This window comes from Methanocalculus taiwanensis, from assembly GCF_024372745.1.
In the GTDB taxonomy this organism is placed as follows: Archaea; Halobacteriota; Methanomicrobia; order Methanomicrobiales; family Methanocorpusculaceae; genus Methanocalculus; species Methanocalculus taiwanensis.
In genome coordinates this window covers 1-20,558 of sequence record NZ_VOTZ01000029.1, presented here as the reverse complement: position 1 = coordinate 20,558, position 20,558 = coordinate 1, and the positions used below count along the sequence as shown (strand labels likewise).

Below are 20,558 nucleotides of genomic sequence, written 5' to 3'. Positions count from 1 at the left end.
TGTTTCACCCTTTGTGCCACCTCAGACCCTATATAAAGGGAAGTGGCGGTTTTTGGCAAAAAGGGGGATCAATTTGGATCGGCGCACCTATATAAAGGGGGGATCAAAAGGAATCGGCGAAAACAAAAATATCCTCGAGATAAAAAATGCATTGCATAAAGGTGCGAAACCGCTCTTTCTCCTCTTCAAAAGAGACCAGAAGATCGATATCACTCATCTCACCTGCTTCATCCCGTGCATATGATCCAAACAATCCGATCTTTGTTATGCCAAATCGTCTCTGAAGTGTTGGCATCTCTCGTTTCAGCCTGTTAATAATATCTCTTTGACGGAGGGATCGCGTTCCCCTCTTCTCGATAGTATTCATTGCTTTATTCCCCACGTTCAAGAGATGCGTATTCCATGGTTAAGAAATGATCGAGATTTGCTTCTGGTATGTATATTCGATCTGATCTATGCTCAGTTGGGACAACGAAATTCTCCTGTATTCTCTTCCATTTACCGCTTCTTGAAGACTGCTATGCTGCCTTCCTCCTCTCGCTGATAACGGTCGGGGTGGGTTTTGTGCTTCATGAGCTTGCCCATAAGTTCACAGCGATGCGGTATGGGTACTGGGCAGAATTTCAGAAAGATAACCAGATGCTCCTTGTTGCAGTAGCAATTGCCGCCCTCGTCGGGGTTGTCTTTAGCGCACCCGGCGCCACGATGATCTATGGTCCGACCCTCTCAAAGAGGGAGAACGGGTTGATCTCGGTTGCCGGCCCGGTAACAAACCTCCTCCTCGCAATCCCCTTTGGTCTGCTCTTTATAGCGGAAACAATGTTTGGTCTCGGCTGGTTTGTGATGCTTGTCGGCGCTGTCGGCGTCAAGATCAACGCGATGCTCGCCGCCTTCAATATGCTCCCGTTCGGACCACTTGACGGGAAGAAGGTACTTGCATGGAACCCGTTAATCTTTATTGTGGTAATCGCAGTTTCGTTTGCACTGCTCTTTGGGGGCGCTGTTTTACCTGTGATTGTTGGGGGATGTGGGAATTGCTCCCCCTTCTTTATTTTATTGAATCTCTAAAAGCAGGGTTTTTTAAAGCCAATTTCATCTCCACAAAATACAAGGGATGGGAAATCCCCCCCGTACATCATCATCTCAAACCAGGAATCAGAGCCCCCCAATCTTCCCTACATAGTAGTAGGCGATCCTTGCGGCATCGGCACTGTCGACTTCTCCGTTATTGTTAAAGTCCGCTTCAAGATCCTCATCCACTAGCCCTGCTGCCATCCATGCAACCTTTGCGACATCCCCGATATCGATCCGGTTGTTTTGGTTGAAGTCGCAACGGAGATGTATATCCAGGATTCCCGCCTCCATCCTGCCGAAGGGTATCTCAACATCATTTCGAATCCACATGGCTTCGCCAAAGCCAATCTGGCTCTCGCCGAACAGGTGCTTTGCCTGAAGTGTGATATCCAGGATCTGTACTGGTTCAGTACCGGCAGTATAGTTTCCATCTGTTCTCGAAAGTGTGACATTGAGTGTCCCGGTCTGGTTATTGATCTGATAGGTCAGATTCGTTCCCCCGGCAACCGATGCGTTGATCGCGACACCAGTGAAATTCGCATAGACAGGGTTAACGGTGACTGAACACATGATCTCCTCTGCACCGGTGACATTCGTTATTGAAACCGGAATTGCCCCGGTCATCCCGGTTGCCACATTGAGAGATCCCGCCCCGATGATCATATCAGATGCCTGTGGGAGAACCGTGATATAATCCTCCCATATTATGGTTGAGCCTCCTGCACTGTTCTCAACCCTGAGCTGGACTGTATACGTACCTGGCAGAGTGTATGGGTGGATCGGATCTCTTTCAGTACTGTTTGTCCCATCGCCAAACTGCCATGACCATGAGGTGGGGTTCCCTGTCGAGAGATCTGTGAAGGCGACTGCCAGCGGAGTGGAACCGAGGGTTCTGTTTGCGGTGAAGTTGGCGACCGGAATGCGTGTTCCCTCTCCAACCTGGATCACTGCAGGGAGAACAATCGTCTCATATCTGGGCCATAGTTCTGCATTTGTTATCGTCAGGTTGGTTGTTCCTCTGGTTAATCCCTGAACTGTTAGGGAAATAACGGTCAGGTTTTCTGTTCCAGGTTGAATATGGGTATGAGACCAACAGTTCACTGATTCGGCTGGTACGGCGCTTGTGTTTCCCATGCCTTCAGTGATATTTACACTGGTGATTGTTGCAATTCCGGGCTCAGTGAGATTAACGTCAAATTCGAAGGAGCCAAGACCTTCATTGAGTGATGAGATCATGATACTGTATTCTCCAATATCCCCTACATTCAGTTCCGACTCCAGAGGGAGAACTACAATATTGGTACAATCTTCTGAAACGGAGATAAATGAGCTCTTTACTTCACTGTCTTCTCCACGGCTGTTAGTGACAGTCAGGTTCACCGCATATGCTCCGGCCTGCGTATAGGTATGCACCGGGTTTCGAACCCGGGATTCTCCACCATCTCCAAAGTCCCAGTACCAGGCAGTCGGGGTTCCGATAGATGCATCGGAAAATGCAACCGTGAGGGGAGCACTTCCGCTGGTAATGTTTGCTGAGAAATCGGCCTGAGGTGAAGTGGAGACGGTTGTATACGCCTTCAGGCAGACACTGGCATTCTCAACTTCATCTGTCAGGTCAGTCCAGGTGCTGTCAGTGGAGCTGATATACCCTTCACCCGGATTGGCAGTTGCCTTACTGGAATACCCTTGAATAGGACATTCTATTGGAATTGGTGAGTTATGGCCGGGTGTTTCCAGCCTGACAACCACAGAGAATGTTTCCCCGGCATTAAGAGATGCCGCAGGTATATCTATAGTATGATAACCCGGGGATGGGATAGTGCCTGTTTGTGTTGAGACAACACCCCCAATCTGCCGGGGGCCATCATCAGGGGTGGTATAGACATTTATCTGGTATGAGGAATTGACAACCGGAGTATAAAAGCCGACTGCGGTAAGAGTCTCATCTGATTCAGCTGTAAAGACATTGGCAAACCAGGCGGTATCAGAGCCAGTATAACCAATACTTCTTACCCAGCCCATCGGATCATACTGGTAAACCCGATCATAGCTCCCGGTATCCTCACCGGTAAAGACTGCAAAATCTTTGATGCTGGTATCATAGTAGGAGAGATAGAAGAAGCCCTCATCTCCCCAGTCAGTGCCCCAGCTATTCTTTACAATAAACGCACCATCTCCCGGCGGATTCTTGTTGAAGTTCGACCGGGCATACGTATCATCCCAGCCCACAATGGCAACAGCGTGGTTTACGCGGGTAGTCTGGTCCTGGTAGTATGCATTTCTATCAGAATTCCAGCCATCACGTACCCACCACATCGAGATCTGCACCACTCCGTATTCGGTGAGCGCCCACTTGATATTCTCATTATCAAGCTTGTTTGCCCGCCTTGGGAGGAAAAGGACATCCTGGACACGCTTTACGGGAGGTAAGCCTTCGATAATAAATGTAGATCCAGCCACATAGGGATCATCCACCTCAAGAACCGGGCCTGACCAGCGTGCAAGATATGCAGTGGACATATCCCTGTTTCCACCCTCTCCAACATCAAATTCGGCATAAATGATGTTCTTCATGTTGTTCTCTGAGAAGTCCCATGCCTCACGAGGAAGGAAGAAAGATTCAAGCGATGCATATGTTCCAAATGCCCAGCAGTTCCCCTCATCACCCTGATCCTTCACAGGAGATACCTTGTCGTGGTCTCGGAGATCATAGGATGGCTGGTACGTGGAGAAGAGTCGAATATCACCGCCACTTGATCCAATCTGCATGCCCGTTGTATGGGAGAAGTCAACGGGTGATGGAACGACACCGGGCACGAAATGATGATCAGAGGACATGAGGTACCCCCTCTCTCCCTGATGGACAATATAATCGAGAAAATCCGGATTCACCGGTGCCAGCTCAGGCATGCCGGTCTCTGTGATCATAGTAGTGTTCACTGATCTCTCAGATTCAACCGCCGCAAGCTCAGCCGCCATCACGGGGGAGAATGAAATGATGAAGAACAGAATCAGGATGCTCAAGAGAAAAAGATACGAACGATCATTCATATTGAATGTATCATCCTGAGACGTAATTATTTCTCGTGCCTAAGAGGGGGATGTGGCGGCTCGATTGTGATGATGCCGGGGACTGATTGATATGCTCCTGAGACTGGCCAAACAATATCCGGATCTGTTATCGTGGAGTGTCCTTGTATTGTCAACCTCTCCAGGAAACCAGATCATCCGGGGACTCCACCCACAGAATCGAACGGGTGAGAGCACAAGCGAGAACATAATAATGGTGATCCCTCCTGCGATACCTGATGTGTCATGGGATAATCCCCTTCTGTTCCATCCACTTGTGGAGAATTGCTCGTTCGTCGGGGATGGATACCATCTTTTCCCACTCTTCAATGACAGTTCCGATGAAATCTGTGATTTCATCCGGGAGCTCTTCAAGGATATCGGCATGAGATTCGGTCTTGATATGCCAGAGGCCAAGGATGATACCCTTGCAGTATTCACGCCCAGCTTTAGCCATCCCCCTCTTTGCATATGATCTGAGTTCATGCATATACCCTTCAACGATCTCCTCGAGCATCTCGTAAGCCCTTTCGGAAGGGTGGAGATATGGGCCATCCCGTTGTCTTCCCGAAGATTCCCATATATCTTCTATCTCTATAGCTTCAATCTCCGAGGATAAGGCATCTGCTACCCTTTCGATCTCCACGCTTTCCAGAAATGTTCTGGCAATTGCTTTAGCATGGGGAGCAAGCCCGGGATCATCCCGTATCAGCTGGTAGAGGACAATTCTGGCTCGCTCTCCATCGAGGGTATCAAGAAGTGGTGTTTTAGCCTGCTTTGTACTGGTACGTGCCATTTTTCTTTGGTACGGCTTTGAAAAGGATGAATCTGTTCATTTAACTTCAATTAGTACGCATTCGGTGGCTATTATTATCAAATATAAATTTTTGGTACACTTTCGATACTATCGGATCATATGGATGAGATGGTGTGGGCTTCCGTTATAATGATCGCTTCGGATCACTACTCCTCGATAATCCCCCACGTACCGCTTCGTGATGAACCGGTCCGCCTGATTCTCTTCTCAGCTTTTTATTGTGCTAATCTGAGTTTTAAATCCCCTCTCTGTCAATCCGCATTGTTCTGCAATCTCCTGAATTGTGATCTCAGGATTTGCCTGAATATGTGCGATGATCTACTCCGTGCTCTTTCCAGAACCGCTATCTCAATGCCGATGCACAGTAGCAGTGAAGAGGCTCCCTTCCCTATCATCCATGAAGTCAATAGAGGGCCATTCTTCCAGTGCACGCTTTATTCCTGATCCGATTCCACGATATGGAAGAAGACCTTTGGCGATGAAGGATACGAGGATTGGATTTCGTATATTGGAGTTGCCGGACCGAATCTTCGCTACTGTCAGGTTGTTTGGCAGATTTCCCGGACTGATGATCTCAATCCTGTTATCAAAGATGAATAGCCGGATTGGTGCTGAAATAAAGTAATCCCGATGCACGAGCGCATTAACCAGCAGTTCCTCAAATACTACTGGCGAGATCTCGGGAACTCCCGGAGCGTTGACGTTCTGTCCTGCCTGTACCTTATGGAGATTTCTCATGACAAAACCCATCGCTCCTTCAAAGATATCAGAGAGCGTACCGGAAAAATCCTCTGAGTCGATATATTGGCTCACATGAATTGTATTGCCTGGATACCTGATCGCTTTGATAATAAACTGGGGTTTGATCCACTCTGGCTTTTCGGCAAAGAGGAGTACTCCGGCAAGGTTTAACATCCCATCATCTGTTGCCAGATTCATGTTCTGTAAGAGATTAAGCAATTTTTCAGGTGATTCCGGATACGGCAGATTATAAACGTCCCGAAGAAATGCCCGGAATCGAAGTAAATCCAGTCTGTCGATACCCGCTTTTGTCGGCAACTCATCTGCATGGAACTGATCAACGCTCTGAAAAAGGCGGCATAACTCCTCCCTGGAGTTTACCCTTCGCTTATCAGACCCAACCTTGAGCCATATGACGCCATTTTTATCAAAATATGGCTTGTCCTTCCCCTTTGGTATAGTCAGTATAATAACAATCCGATCATGGCCGATATTGATATTCTCAGTTTGAACCGGGAGTGGACTCCTTACATGTTGTGAAGCGGCATTGCTGATGATCTGGTTAATACGGCTTACATCCCTGAGAGTGAGGCCGGGTGTTGATCCGTCATCTGCAACCCCAATAAGGATAATCCCGCCTTCTGAATTTGCAAATGCTGCCATTTCAGCTGCAAGAGAATCGGCATTCGTAATATCCTGTTTGAACTGACGATGGCTGTCTTCGCCGGTTGCAATGATGGCTTTTAAGTCGGAAGGAGTCATTGAACGCTCATACCTTTCGTTTTGTCGGATGTATTGTGGAATTGGATCTATCTGCGTTATTGTACAACGGGAGAGTGCATTACAATTTCCATTGTTTTTTGGGGTATTGAATCTTATTCTCCTTCAGTTTTCGCACCGATGGATTGAAGTTCCCCCACAGCCTTCCTGCCCCTCCTCTTTGCCTCCTCAAGCGCTGTTGGGTGCCCCTTGATCCCCTTATATTCGTCCATATTGTTTGCGATGATATTATCTGTGTATTCGAACCCGATATCATTGAAAAATGCGGTTATAACAGGGTATGCCCCGTCAAAGACATGATCCCAGTTCTGGCCGGCTGTTGAGATGAAGAATCCCTTGTGCCTCTGTATGTGCTGGTAATCAAAATAGAGGTTTTTTAAGATGAATTTCCTCGCCCAGTAGACCTGCCCCCGGTCGATAAACGCCTTCAGTTCAGCTGTGATCCCCATCGAGTAGATCGGTGAGGCGAGGGCAAGGATATCGGCTGCAATAATCTCGTCAAAGAGCGGGGTGAGGTCGTCTTTCAGGACGCATTCCCCGGTCTTATGGCAGGCATTGCAGCCCTTGCATGAGGTGAATTCAAGGTCGCGGAGGATCACCTTCCGCTTCTCTGCACCTGCCTCCTCCGCACCAGCAAGGAATGCGTCAAGGAGCGTCTCGGTATTTCCGCCCTTCCGTGGGCTTCCTGATATCCCAAGAACATTCATAATGTATCTCCGTTCATGCACTTTTTTCTCCCATCAACGACTCTCTCCCTTCATCTCCAGTATGGTTGCAATGACTTCATCTGCAAGTGCCACTGCATCTGCTTGTGCGGTCGGATGATCGTTGATTGCTCCCTTCTCATCGACATTATTCACCATCAGGTACCGGATATCCTTGTTCTTCACATCGATGACATTGAAGAGGCATTTGACCGATGGTATTGCGGCATCAAAGACATAGTCCCAGTCCTGGCCAGCTGATGCAAGGAAGATCCCAATCCGCTTCCCTTTCCGTTCAACTGGCACAACCGGCAGCTTCAGGACATATTTGCGTGATCTGAAGACCTGTGCCCGGTCGATGAGGGCTTTTGGCTGAGCCGCAATTCCCATGCAGAAGATGGGTGAAGAGAGGATGATGATATCGGCTTCGATGATCTTTGGCTCTATCCAGACGATATCATCCTTCTGGATACATGCATTCAGCTTCTCACAGGCATTGCATCCCTTGCAGGGTGCGATATTGATATCGGTGAGTGCATACTTTTCCACCTCCACACCGGGCTGCTTCTCCATCTCTTCCAGCACCCAGTCGAGGAGCGTCTCCGAATTGCCGTGCCGGCGGGGGGAACCGGCGAAGGCGAGAACCTTGACTACCATACCAGAAGATTATCCCCGATATAGATAAAGGCTCGTCATTCTTCTCACTGTTTTATCAAGAAAGATATCTTTGGATCCCATGATGGATAGAAAAAGATGATGTATTTGAGAAAGAATCCTGGTATAGGATCCTTTCAGAGGGTCATGTTCTGGAAATCATCAGATCTCCTGTGTCTTCCTGACATAGAAGTACGCAATTCTGGCTGCATCAGCTCCGGTTACCGTATCCCCCCCGCCAAACCGTGCCTCGGGATCCTCTGGTGTCAGCCCGACGGCCATCCAGGCGACCTTTGCGACATCCCCGATATCAACCCGGCTGTTCCCGTTGAAGTCACCACGTGGACGGATGGTAAAGAGATCTTTTCCGATGCCGGTTTTCCCATCCTGGTTTGTCACCTGCACATCCCGGATTCCGGTTATGGCGTTGGTGAGATTAAATCGGCATGTGATCATTGTATTCGATGTTACTGTTACATCAGCGCCGGAGATCTCCGGTGTTCCGGTGAGATTGACAGTGATTCCCTCCCAGAACCCTGTTCCTGTGATCGAAGCATTCACTATAAGCCCGTTTCTGTATCCAAAGGCAGGAGTAATCCCGGTAACAACAGGTGTTGGTCCAATAACGGTAATATACTGCTCTTTTGTCTCAGTTGCAGTATCCTGACCTTTGGTAACCTGAAGTGATACGGTGTAGTTACCCGGTGTCTGATAGATATGAACCGGGTTTTCGAGTTCTGATCTTCCTCCGTCCCCAAATGTCCATACGAAGTTTTCGGGTCCTCCGACAGAGAGATCAGTGAAGCGGACAGTGAGCGGTGCAACCCCCTGGAGCGGTTCGCCTGCAAAATCAGCCCGGAGTGGCTCTTCAAGCGGGGCAAAGACGCTGAAGTCGGTGGTGGTTCCGTACACAAACCGGTTTACTGTATCCACCCCGTTCTCACCTGCAACCCGTGACCAGTCGTCTGCATGTCTCCAGAGGCGGAGGGAAGAGGGATTCACCCCATTCAGATCGCCCGGTGAGTAGTATATCCTGATTGCGGCATCTGATGGAGTGGTGTTTGTGATCGCAAGGAACCTCCCGATAGCAGCCATATCTTCTGGAGGTGCCGGTGGTGATTCGACTCCGCTCACCCGGAGGGAGCCGGTTGCGGTGAGGTTAAAGAGGACGGGATGGGTATCTCCAACCTGTATGTATCCAAGCGATGTGTTGTCGTTTCCTGTGATGGAGATAGCCGCTGGATCGTCAGTACTTGAGATCCTGGTGAGTGTGATATTTTCAACGATCAAACCGGAGCTCCCGTTTATGGAAAGACCGGTTGCAGTTCCAGCGGTTGAGTTAATCTGATCAAATAGAACTCTCTTAATTTGAGAATCGATCGTCAAATTTGTCTTTATTCCCGTTATGTTTCCGGATGATCTTATCTGACTGATCGTTCCCCGCTGTATGGCGTTATTTCCCGAATTCGGATCGAGAATGATCCCGGTAACCCCCCCCGCACCAGCGTTGAGATCAGTTGCTGTGAGGTTATAGATCCCTGTTCCGACTGCACCTGCCCCGACATGGATGCCGGTTATCCTGGGTGTGGTGATATCGGAGATGACGGAATCGAGAATCGTTGTCTGTCGTGAGGAACCGATCAGCTCCACCCCGGTTGCTCTATAATTCTGGGAGGTGATCCCGGTGATAGACGAATCCGTGATGGTGGTCTGGTCAGAAGATTGAATCCTGAACCCGACTGTTTCAGTAGCCGGTGCTGCTTCGGTTATGTGGCATCTGGTTATGGTCGTTCTGAGTGCATCATCCATTAAGAAACCAATGCCTGTTCCTTTGACCTGGTTTTTGGTGAGGATGGTATCTTCAGTACCTTCAAGTTTATATCCGGTTTCAGCGGATGTGATGTTGTTTCCGGATACTGTTGTCTGTTTTGCTCCCTCAAGCAGAACTCCGGTAGTTCCTCCGATGAATGTATTAGATTGTATTGCGTTCTCTTCACCATTCAGTATCCAGATGCCGAGATCAGGACAATGTGTGAATGTGTTGCCGGAAAGAACATTGTTTGATCCCTCATCGATACCGATGCCAAAACCGGCATTGGTTACATTGCTGTTTTGAATTATGTTTGCATCAGATTTTTCGATGAGAATTCCGCCAAGGGAATTGCCGGTGATAATACTCTCATCAACCACACACTCCCGGGTTGTGCGTGTACCCAGTTGGGCATCCTGGAAGTCCTTACAGACAATTCCATATCGGTTATTTGTAATAGTACTATTCCGGATGCCGCTCGCCTGTGTTCCATGAAGATACAGGCCATATGAACTGGTTGCTCCTTCCAGGATGAAGCCTGAGATCAGTACATTTGATCGGCGGTCCAGCTCAATGACAGGTTTTGTATCGAAGAGTGCGTTTATCCGGACATCGGAATGCCTGCCTGATGAGGCGATGAGATTGATATCATACCTGATATGCAGATTCTCATTCCCCTCATACCCGCTATCAACAGCGATGGTATGGCCATCTGCAAGGTCAATATCGTCCAATGCCCCGGTGATCGTCTCATAGTCCCGCTCAAGGTTGAGATTATGCACCAGAAGCCCCCCTAGTGGGGCAAAGATGAACGGTGCCTGATCATAGGGGGGGAGGGTGGTCACCTGCACTCCTACCTCACGGGCATCAGTATCCAGCCAGCGGGTGCCGTTCCACTTGTAGTCCCCGCTTCCATCGTGCCAGCGGCTGTTGTTATGCTGCCAGACCATGAGGGTCTCGGGACTGATAGTGCCGAGTTGATCAGGATCATAGTGGAAGGTGAGGTTGAAGGTTGGAGAGCCTATCCGGAATTCGGAGGCTGTGTTGATGGTGATCCACTGGCCGATTGATCCTTTGTTGAACGGATATGCAGGGGATTTCGGGGGTGACGGGGGTGTTGAAACACCCCTGATCTCCAGATGATTATTGCTGTCAGAGAGCGAGAAGGTGGTCACATTCACCATGTCGGTGATGGTGTTCTGATCAAGAGTAAAAGTCCCCCACACCTCGATCGCCTTCCGGCTCAATCCTGAAGTGTCAAGAAGGGTATTGTTCCTGAGAAGAATCTCATTGCTCCGTACATTGATCCCGGTATCGGAATAGTTGCAGATGGTGTTCTCAGAGAACAGATCCCCGGAGTCCCCGGTACTCATCGAAATCCCCGATATTCCTCCTTCAATCTCATTATGCGAGATGCTGGTATTCCATATCCTGTTTATTCCTGATCCTTGCAGCCAGATGCCGGTTCCAAAGTCCTCCAGCGTATTATGTGAGATGCGGGCGCCAGCAATTCTTCGGACATCAATGCCGGAGCCATAGCCATAGCCTGGCCAGGTTTCACCGGGGCTTGAAAGGTCATTATACCGGATAAGCAGGTCACTCTCTCCAACTCCCGTTGAGCCTATGGTCTCATAGGGCTGATCAATGTATATTCCACCCCCAACCCCGGTTTGAAAAGCAAAGGGTGGACCAATCGTCACATTCCGGATGGTATTGTTCTGGATTACCGTCCCATTTTTAATTCGCAGATGATAAAAACCGTATTTCCCACCATCAATTACATTGTCCATGTAGGTATTTCCATCTCCTTCCGGTGCTGTCCCACTGTGGTCAGAGACGATTACTCCCCACGCATGCTGATGGGTACTCTGGTTCGTATGAAGGATGGTATTCTTATTGAACTGTGAATCAACGGCCTGGAAGTAGACGACATGATGCAAAGGCCGGGATGTTGTGGTAAAATCTTTCATATCGATATTCGTGATACGATTATCCTCGACAACATGGTTGTTCCCAAGAATCCAGAGGCCCCAGCGAAGATCGTCAATTGTGTTATTTGTGAGCCTGTTGTTGCTACCATCCATCCAAATGGCGTAATATTTCCCATCCTGTGCAGATCCGCAAAATTCGGAGATCGAGTTTTGGGTGATCGTCAGGTTCTCGCCTTTTACCCGGATCCCTGCACGATCAATGAAGAGGTAATCTTTTGGCCGTATCTTTGTGAGGATGTTATTTGTAATCTCAGTCTGCTCTCCTTGCAGGTAGATTGCACAACTGCTGTTTTGAATTTCATTATCCTCGATGAATCCTGCCCTGGCATTCTGAAGATAGATTCCGTAAGATTTGACGTCATCAATTATGTTCTCTTTCAGCTCAAAGAATGCGAGCTCCCTTTGTGAATATATTGCCTGATTGGTGTTTCGAATCGTATTGCCCTCGATGGTCACCAGGTCGGAGTTCACATTGAAATATATCCCATTGCCCTGTCCCAGCCCAGCCATGTCTTCGATCTGATTATTTCTAAGGGTAATATTCTCAAGTGCACCTCCACCAAATTCCCCGATATATATGCCAGTATCTCCGTTCTTTATTGTGTTATTCAGAATAATGGAATTGGATGCATCAAGGATCATACTGCCCCGGTTCATTGTATTGTCCCTGACACTGCCACCATCACCTGAGATCGTCATCGATCTATTTGTAAATGCAGAGCTTCTGATCTGTGAATCATTGCCAACAATGTGCAGATTCTTCTCCGAGGGATTATTTCCGGTGAAAACGGTGTTAATGACAGATACGCCATCGCCTTGCAGATAGGTATTACCGTTTGTGATACTGCTTGTCGAGAGCATGTTACAGTTCCCGATGAGGCTGATTGATGAGTTAGAGGTGATGTCGGAGAGGAACAGGTCATTATCCCGGACTGTGATCGGACCGGTTGTATGAAGTCCTTCTGACACTCTCAGGGCGCTGTATTCTGATGATCCTCGTTGAATGTCAACGGTTATTCCCCCCATATAGGCATTATCAAGCCAGAGTGCTCCATTGCCGGTGATCTTTGTGCCTGCTGCGGCAACAACTGCCGTGTTTTTGATCGTGAGCGAGCTTGTGTTTATGTCACTGAGTCTGGTATTTTTAAAGAGCGTAATGGTGCCACCTTCTGCATCCCAGGTGTCAGTAAATATGCCCTCTGAAGGAAGGTTTCCCCCGACGGCACGGCCGAGAGTGAGATCGATGGTATCCTCCTGCACCGGCTTCTTTTCTTCCTTATCCCAGGATACAATGACATATTCAGCAGAAGCTGGCACATTCCGATCAATAATCGAGGGGTTGGGGCCTTCAACACCAAGCCAGGACCGCTCATTTCCATTCCGGTATATATTGTATCCTCCATATGCCGATGTGCCATACTTTGGATGAATGGTATCCGGCCATACGAGATGGACGGTATCTGTTCCAAGGTAGCTTACCCATTGGTGCGGGGTGTAGGGATCGACCGGTTCTGGTGTCGGCATCGGGGCAGGTGTCGGTAATGGGGTGGGAGTCGGAGTTGGAGTGGGGGTAGGCGTTGGTGTGGGCGTTGGATCAGGAGCTTCATTGACGGTGATGAGGTTCGATTCTGATGTCGTATTGCTGCCATATATATTGGTAATCGTCAGGTTTACCGTATAGGTACCTGGGACGGTGTACGTGAAGACGGGTTTTTCTTCATTTGATGTATTTCCATCGCCAAATGACCAGTGATGGCTATAATTCCTCCCGACCGAGGTGTCACTGAACTCCACCGGAAATGGTACAGTGCCGGTTGATCTGTTCACCTCGAATGCAGCTGCCAGATGAACCGCTTCAAGTGCCTTTGAGGCATTAATCCTTCCACCAGTGACCGTTCGCCCTGCAAGTGAGGGAAGTGGATCGACATTGGTTACAATAACCTCCTTCATCTGATCTGCACTGAGCGAAGCATTATAGGCTTTCAGGAGCCCGGCAAGCCCGGCAACATGGGGAGTGGCCATCGAGGTGCCATTCAGGTGCTTATAACTGCGAATGATCCCGGAAACCTCCCGGATCCGGACATCATCGATAAAAACATAATCGGATACATTAACATTATCCCTCGTTAATGAGAATCCAAAACTGATGTTTTCAAGAACCCCTGAATACTTCCAATTATCATATGTCTCATATATTCTCCTTGGAGAAATGGTAATTTCTTTCCATTTCTTATCCGAATCACCACCTTTGATGGTGGAGAGGGAGTACCAGGAGTTGATAGCGGGAGTGTTTGTCCAAACCACAAAAGTAGTATCATTCTCCAGAGAGTAGTTGCACATGAAAGAGAACTCCGGAAGTTGATACTGTTTTTCCAGTCGGACGGGTGTTTTCATGCGTAATCGTTCACGTTGTCCGGCCACCCAGTTCCATGTTGCATTGTCAGATGCTGACGTGGGTGGTGAGTTGTAGATGGATGAATTCAGTTCCCATGGACCTGGCGAAACGACTGACCAGTTGTCCAGTGTGGTCATTGGATCAAAAAACCGTTCTTCATACTCATATGAGATATAGGTACTGTAGATCATCGTTCCTGGTGCCCCGAGATGGACGGAATTTGGACCATAGCATGAGAATGTTGAAAGTTCATCCCTGTTATCTGTGGCTGCAACAGAAATGATGTTGGAGCAGTTTAAAGAACTTGGATATTGGGGTATAATATCATTGTTTGTGGCATTATTACCGGCAGAACAGATTACAACTCCATCAAAACTATCAATCGCGTTTTTTAGAGCCTCGGAATAGCCGGTCGATCCCCATGAGTTACTGATAATATGAGCCCCATTATCGCGTGAATAGTTAATTGCCTTTATTGCATTTTCTGTGGTTCCTGAACCGTGTGGCCCCAAGAATTTAAGAGGCATGATCTTTGCCGTCCACATTACCCCGGGAATATGCCAGTTATCATTTCCGATTGCGGCTATCGTTCCGGCACAATGGGTGCCATGACCGTTGAGATCTGATACATCGTTATTGTCATCATAGAAATTCCATCCATAGAGATCATCTATGTATCCGTTTCCATCTGAATCGTAGCCGTTTAGTAACTCCCCAGGGTTCATCCATTGGTTCTGGATGAGATCAAGATGGTTCATATGTATCCCTGTATCAATAACAGCAATGACGACATCTTTTGAACCTGTCGTTATATCCCATGCACCAGGAGCTGATATGTCAGCTCCGGGAGTTCCTGCCTGATCCCCCACAATCTGCCCGGTGTTCTGAAGCCCCCAGAGGAGGGAAAATTCAGGATCATCTGGAATTTTATCCTGGTAATAGTAGAAATTTGGTTCTGCAAAGAGGACATCGGGGTGCCTGCTGATCTGATCGATGGCATCAGGTACCATGAGGTCATCGGGGAGGTCGACAACAAGCAGTCCGGGCTGGCCATATTCTGTCAGATCATGCCTGGTGGTTGTGTGATAGCGGGAATGGAGTTGTTCAGAGGTGGTTGTCATCAGGATGGTGTTCTCTGATACCGGTGGCTTGAACTGGACGAGGATAGTGCCGGGTTCATAGAGCGGCCGGCCATATACATCCTGAGGAACTCCATTAGCCAGAGGCATCTCCTCCGCAAAAATGGGTGTGCTTTCCGGCATCTCCTCAGGTTGAAGGAGATTTTCCAGGTTTTCTTCCTGGTGTTCTTCCACCACCTCTTCCTCATCTTCCTGGGGATCAATTTCTTCTGCTGGAGTATGTGGCTTTTCTTCAACTGTTACGTTCCCGGATTGTTCAACTGGATCATCTTCATCAAGGGGCTCGTTTAAATCCTCTGGATCGAATAATTTGGTCTCTTTAGGAGGAGCTGACGGCTCATCTCCTCCTGTCATATTCAGATCCGGCTCAACGAACCGATCATCTCCGTCCTCAGAGAGCACCCCTGAAACGATGCCACATGAGAATAGGAGGAATATACACAGCAATACTGCTGAATAAACTCGTTTCATTATCAACACCCCTGATTTTTTTTTCTGCACCAAGGCAACAGATACCACATTACGTTACTTTCTCATTGCATTCTGTATATTTGAAGGTAGAAACTACGATTGTGTGTATCTCTTCCCTGCCATCCCCCATAAAGAAAAAAAGGTACATGGATCTCGTCCCGGCACACTACAGGGGTACGGTATACCTGTTAGGACAATGTCAAAAAATATATAATTATCTCTTTCTGGATCGCTAGCGATCACATTTGAGGGAAGGTGTGATTTCCCGGATCTATTTACAAAGTGGTTGGGGAGATCACTCAGATCTCCTGCGTCTTTCCGACATAATAGTAGGCGATCCTTGCCGCATCAGCTCCCGTCACCGTATCGCCTCCGCCAAACCGTGCCTCGGGATCATCAGGTGTCAGCCCGACGGCCATCCAGGCGACTCTTGCCACATCCCCAATATCAACACGAGCGTTCCCATTAAAGTCGCCACGGGGACGGATCGTGAATCCTCCCTGGAGGAGGCCGGTCTTTCCATCTGCATTCTCCACCAGCACAGTCCATGCACCTGGAAGCGCTTCGGTGAGGTTGAAGGTGCAGGTGATCTGGTTCAGTCCGGCAACTGTGAGCGCTGTTCCATCAATAACCCCATCTCCCGGTCCAACAAGTCGTGCGAGTGCCCCGTCCCTGAACCCGTCGCCGGATATCCTTGCCTGGATAGAAAGCCCGTTCCGATACCCGAAGGTGGGGGTAATCCCTGTTACTCCAGGAGAACCATAGATCTCAATATAATCTCTCCGGCTGATGGTATCGCGGTTGTCCTCGTTCCATACTGTCAGGTTAACGGTATAGGTGCCGGGTACTGTATACGTATGGAGAGGATTACGTACTGAGGATCTGTTCTCATCACCAAACTGCCAGAGCCACCCTGCCGGCTCTCCTTCTGAGAGGTCGGTGAACCTGACATCAAGAGGTGGGAATCCGGCGGTTCTATCTGCATGAAAGCCTGCCTGGAGTGGTATTGTGACCCTGATATACTCTTTTTTTACCTTCAGAGACTTCTCGTCCCCTCTCTCTACTTCAAGAGTGACGGTATAGGTGCCTGGGATTTCATAGATATGACTTGAGTGCTGTGTCGCTGATCCACTTCCATCTCCAAATGTCCATCTCCAGCTGGTCGGCTCCCCTTCTGAGAGGTCGGTGAACTGAACCAAAAGCGGTATGGCACCGGAGGTTGGTTCTGCATCAAACTCTGCCAGGAGATCTTCTTTGAGTGGGGCATATATGACAAAGCCACCCTCATATGGGGGAATGTGGTTGATCGCAACCCCTACCTCGTGTTTTGTGGTATCAAGCCATCGTTCTCCGCTCCAACTATCTTCTCCGTAACCGCCATCCCATTTACTGTTGTTGTATCGCCAGACAGACATGCTTGACCCACCTACACCATCAAAATCTTCAGGTTTGTAATGGAAGGTCAGGTTCAGCTGTATATTATCCTGATTTGTGAAGTTCAAACTCTGTATATTGAGCCATTGGCCGATATCGAGCTTACCTGAAAGGGGTTCCGGGGGTGAGTTTACCCCTCTGATTCGTACCTGATCAGTGATATCAGATGCACTGAATGTTGTGCCTCCCGATACACGTTCAATGGTATTTTCACAGAGGATGAGGGCACCTGGAAGTTGTTTGGATGGGATCTCAATCTCAAAATCAACCGGTATGTTTGAAGCTCTGTTGCGTATTGTGTTCTTGTGGATAATGAATTGATCACCATCTAGGAGCCAGATGGCTGTATGTGGCTGAAACTCATCGGTACCGGTAATGGTGATAGTGTTATTGTCAATAGCGGCGTCTTGAGCATAGAGTACCATTCCCTCTCTCTGTACTTCAAGAGAGTTTCCTGAAATGGTAGTTTCAAATGAATAGGGGTATGGAAGGTAGATCCCTCTGCTCATATTCCAGAGTGAGTTGTCTGCAATGAAGGTGTTATTGGATGAGATTACGATAATACCGGTGCCACATTCAGCGATGGTGTTATTGATGACTATTGCTTTATTCTGCCGGTCAAGATGGATGCCCCATAACCCGTATCCACCTCTGATTGAGTTATTCACAATCCGGAGTTCCCCATCTGAAAGTGCCTGTTGAGCATGGATGCCTCCTGTATTGCTATATTCACGGCTCATATTATTGATGGTATTATTTTCAATGATGATCCCTTCACCCGGGGACCAGATGGATATGGCAAATGCACTGTCCCCCCCATCGATAAGGTTCTCCCTGACGGAGAGGTTGCCTGAGTTGCCTATGTGAATAATTCCATGATTGGTATGCGGGTGATTGGTCCGTCTGATTACATTCCTTTCGATAACCGATCCATCTGCTATTGATGCAAGGATAACCTTAAGGTACTTCCTGTTATTTGTATCTGCACCCATATTTGCCGTATTATCGATGGTATTTCCAATCACCTGATGTTCACCTGCGATCGATATACCCTGGCGGAAGTTGCTGATGGTATTATTGCGGATGATGCCATGCTGGCCCGTAAGAGTTACTGCCCAAACGTTGGTGGAGTCTGCACCTGAGAAGTTGGTGATCTGGTTCTCTGCAATCAGAATTTCATCACCGTCCCCGAAGATTCCAAAATCGGTGTCAGTCACATTATTTCTATTGATATAGTTGTGACTCCCGACTGCATTGATTGAAGCGGTCAGGTTATTTCTTTCGATCCGACTTGAGTCCCCGGAAAACCATACCATCCCATTGGCAGTGTTCTCCAGAATTTCTGCGTAACGGGCACTTCCATATCCATGGTTTCCGCCCAGATGAATACCTCTTCGTCCAACGTTACTGATGGTATTTTGCCGGATTGTGTAGCCATCAAGCGTAGCAGGAACAGATGGCCAGGGGTGAATCGCATAAATGCCATCTTCAACATTACTGATGCTATTCCCCCAAACAGTGATGTTCTGATAGCATTCCTGGATATGGATACCCTTCCCTGATCCAGTCATCTCAATGATATTGTCCCGGATGATACTGTTATTACCTTTTTGAAGCAGTATGCCGGGTTTACCGTCATTTGTCCCATTTATTGTCGTATTAGAGATCCTGGCTCCCTCTCCTGTCATGCTGATATGGCTTCCTCTTATTGAAGAGATGGTGTTGGTATCACCAATAAGTTCAATAGAGGATGTAGAATCGATTGACTCAAGATTAAGGCCATTATCACGTACTTTGATCGGGCTTGTGGTTCGTGCGGTATGAATGATCTGTAATGATCGTGAATCTCCCCTTTCAAGATCAATCGATACTCCTTCAAGATTGACATTCTGAAGGGTTAGGGGGGAATAACCACTGATCTTTTTGCCACCAGCAGCAATGATTGTGGTATTCACAATACTGAGCTGATCTAAACCCTCACTGAGAATTGTATCTTTAAAGAGTGTTACTGTACCGCCTTTTGCATCCCAGGTGTCGCTGAATGTGGTCGCACTAAAAAATTCTCCGCCGACTGCCAATCCAAGGGTGAGCTCAATTTTAACATTATACTCAGGATCTGCAGCATTATGCGTTGTTTTATTTATTGGAATAATATGATAGATCACATTTTCTGGCACATCTTGATCGAGAATATGGGATCCTACTCCCTCCCACACCTTATCGAGCCTCTCATTACTAAATCTCAATACATTAAACTTCCCGTCATGTTCTGTGTTGAAGAGGGGATGGTATGATTCTGGCCATACAAGATTGACAGTATCTGTTCCAAGATATCTTACCCATGGGTGTGGTGGTACATAAGGGTCAATTGGTGTTGGAGTTGGTGTTGGAGTTGGTGTTGGAGTTGGATCAACTGTCTGTTGAACGGTGATGAGGTTCGATTGCGATGTAGTGTTTGCACCATATGTATTGGTGATCGTCAGGTTGACGGTGTATGTGCCCGGTAATGTGTAGGTATATCCTGGATTTTTTTGATCTGATGTACTTCCATCTCCAAAAGACCAGAGGCTGGTGTATTCTCTGCCGACTGATCTATCGGTGAATTGTATTCTGAGTGGTGCTGAGCCATTGATTTTATCTGATTCGAAACCGGCCTTTAGATGAACCGCCTCAAGTGCTTGTGATGCATTAATCCTCCCGCCGGTGACCGTCCGTCCCGCAAGTGAAGGAAGTGGATCGACATTTGCGTAAATGATCTCCTTGATCTGGTCTGTCTGAAGCGAAGCATTATATGCCTTCAGAAGCCCTGCAAGCCCGGTAACATGCGGTGTAGCCATTGAGGTGCCGTTCATGTACTCGTAGTCCTGGTTGATACCGGTCACCTGTCTGACCCTGATGTCATCGAAGAAGAGATGCTTTTGTGCGGATACGTTATCTATCCTCAATATAATTGCAAATCTGATCTCTTCTGGAACTGTGGTAAACCCTCTGATTGCATAGGTTTCATGTATCTTCCCAGGAGTGATGGTGATCTCTTCCCATGTGCCATTAGTATTGCCGGGCAATTGCCCTATGGTATAATAGGTGCTGCTAACCGGAGATGAGGCATAGACTCCAAGAAAGCTATCTTCATATGTGAGAGAGGTATTATACCAGAATGAGAGTTCAGGGAGGCGATATTGGTTCAATGTCAGATTATCCTTCATGATCAACCAGATATAGGTATTTGGCTGGTAGAGGGTTGCATTATATGATACTGATCCTGGTGAAGAGCGGTAGGCGGAAGAGGATACATCCCATGATCCATTGGGATTTATCGTCCAGTTATCAAGGGTTGTTAGCGGATCTGAGACCTGACTTTCCGGTTTTATAACCCACTCTGACCCAACCTTCTCTCCCGGAACAGTTCCTTGAACCCCATCGCTTTCAGCTGTTCCTTCATCTTATCCGTCAGGTTCAGGTACCAGAATGCATTCCCC

Annotated in this window: 10 protein-coding genes; 1 reads left to right on the top strand and 9 read right to left on the bottom strand. The window is 48.0% G+C overall.

What is annotated here, in order from left to right; all coding sequences use genetic code 11:
* Nucleotides 1-103: 103 nt before the first annotated feature.
* Nucleotides 104-367: a nucleotidyltransferase family protein gene (locus FTO68_RS10655; protein ID WP_255333394.1), complete on the bottom strand. Its 264-nt coding sequence runs from the start codon at nucleotides 365-367 to the stop codon at nucleotides 104-106.
* A gap of 68 nt (nucleotides 368-435) precedes the next feature.
* Here FTO68_RS10655 and FTO68_RS10650 point away from each other — a divergent pair, with 68 nt between their 5' ends.
* Nucleotides 436-1,068 (top strand): zinc metalloprotease, encoded by a 633-nt coding sequence (locus FTO68_RS10650; RefSeq protein WP_255333393.1) that lies wholly within the window; start codon nucleotides 436-438, stop codon nucleotides 1,066-1,068.
* An 87-nt stretch (nucleotides 1,069-1,155) separates the two neighbouring features.
* Here the strand turns inward: FTO68_RS10650 and FTO68_RS10645 are convergent, their stop codons facing one another.
* From FTO68_RS10645 to FTO68_RS10615, 8 genes are all read right to left on the bottom strand, one after another.
* Nucleotides 1,156-4,053, bottom strand: coding sequence for a lectin like domain-containing protein (locus tag FTO68_RS10645; RefSeq protein ID WP_255333392.1), 2,898 nt, complete (start codon nucleotides 4,051-4,053; stop codon nucleotides 1,156-1,158).
* A 334-nt stretch (nucleotides 4,054-4,387) separates the two neighbouring features.
* A complete protein-coding gene (locus FTO68_RS10640; RefSeq protein ID WP_255333391.1) occupies nucleotides 4,388-4,939 on the bottom strand; it encodes a hypothetical protein in 552 nt (183 codons plus the stop codon).
* Between the two features lie 228 nt (nucleotides 4,940-5,167).
* Nucleotides 5,168-5,242 carry a hypothetical protein gene (locus FTO68_RS11970; RefSeq protein WP_368659900.1) on the bottom strand — a complete coding sequence of 25 codons (75 nt, stop codon included), beginning with the start codon at nucleotides 5,240-5,242 and terminating at the stop codon, nucleotides 5,168-5,170.
* 66 nt (nucleotides 5,243-5,308) lie between these two features.
* Entirely contained in the window at nucleotides 5,309-6,463 is a 1,155-nt protein-coding gene (locus tag FTO68_RS10635; RefSeq protein WP_255333390.1) for an RNA/DNA-binding domain-containing protein, read from the bottom strand.
* Nucleotides 6,464-6,576: 113 nt separating this feature from the next.
* The gene (locus tag FTO68_RS10630; RefSeq protein ID WP_255333389.1) at nucleotides 6,577-7,188 is read right to left on the bottom strand and encodes a flavodoxin family protein; all 612 of its coding nucleotides are present in this window, start codon (nucleotides 7,186-7,188) and stop codon (nucleotides 6,577-6,579) included.
* 33 nt (nucleotides 7,189-7,221) lie between these two features.
* The gene (locus FTO68_RS10625; protein WP_255333388.1) at nucleotides 7,222-7,842 is read right to left on the bottom strand and encodes a flavodoxin family protein; all 621 of its coding nucleotides are present in this window, start codon (nucleotides 7,840-7,842) and stop codon (nucleotides 7,222-7,224) included.
* Nucleotides 7,843-8,001: 159 nt separating this feature from the next.
* Nucleotides 8,002-15,645, bottom strand: a complete 7,644-nt coding sequence (locus FTO68_RS10620) for a right-handed parallel beta-helix repeat-containing protein (RefSeq protein WP_255333387.1) — start codon at nucleotides 15,643-15,645, stop codon at nucleotides 8,002-8,004.
* Between the two features lie 299 nt (nucleotides 15,646-15,944).
* On the bottom strand, nucleotides 15,945-20,285 hold the full coding sequence (locus FTO68_RS10615; RefSeq protein ID WP_255333386.1) for a PKD domain-containing protein: 4,341 nt from the start codon (nucleotides 20,283-20,285) through the stop codon (nucleotides 15,945-15,947).
* Between the last annotated feature and the right edge of the window lie 273 nt (nucleotides 20,286-20,558).